Annotated in this window: 1 protein-coding gene; it reads right to left on the bottom strand. The window is 58.1% G+C overall.

Annotated features, from left to right (window positions below; genetic code table 11):
• On the bottom strand, positions 1 to 528 hold a 528-nt coding region (locus Y017_RS15425), incomplete at both ends, for an AMP-binding protein (protein ID WP_035460219.1).

The raw sequence follows: 528 nt of genomic DNA, 5'->3' as shown, positions 1-528 counted from the left end.
GGCTTTCAATTTCTCCCAGCTCAATGCGGAAACCGCGAATTTTTACCTGCTGATCCACCCGCCCCAGGTATTCCATTACCCCGTCGTCGCGGTACTTCACTAAATCTCCGGTGCGGTACATGCGCTCACCGGGTTCGCCAAACGGGTCAGGCAAAAACCGTTCGGCGGTCAGGTCTGGGCGCTGATGATAGCCACGGGCCAGCCCCACTTCGTTACCGATATACAACTCGCCCGCCACGCCCACAGGAACACGGTTTAAATCCTGATCCAGCACGTAAAGTTTTCGCGGCCCCACCGCATGACCAATGGGCGCGTAGGCGCTGCTCAGCGTATCGCCTTCATAGGCCGCCCACAGCATCGGCGTTACCACGGTTTCTGTCGGGCCGTAACCGTTGAGAATGCGTTGCGGCTTTAATACCTGCTGCATCCGCTCGAAGGTTTCCCGAGTAAACGCTTCACCGCCCAATGTCCAGGAACGCACGTTCAACGGCGGCTTTTCTTGCTCAATCCAGTCCAGCAGCGGCCCCA

Source organism: Alcanivorax sp. 97CO-5 (assembly GCF_000524665.1).
GTDB lineage: Bacteria > Pseudomonadota > Gammaproteobacteria > Pseudomonadales > Alcanivoracaceae > Alcanivorax > Alcanivorax borkumensis.
The sequence above is the reverse complement of the archived record's forward strand: the minus strand, read 5'-3'. Positions and strand labels throughout refer to the sequence as shown.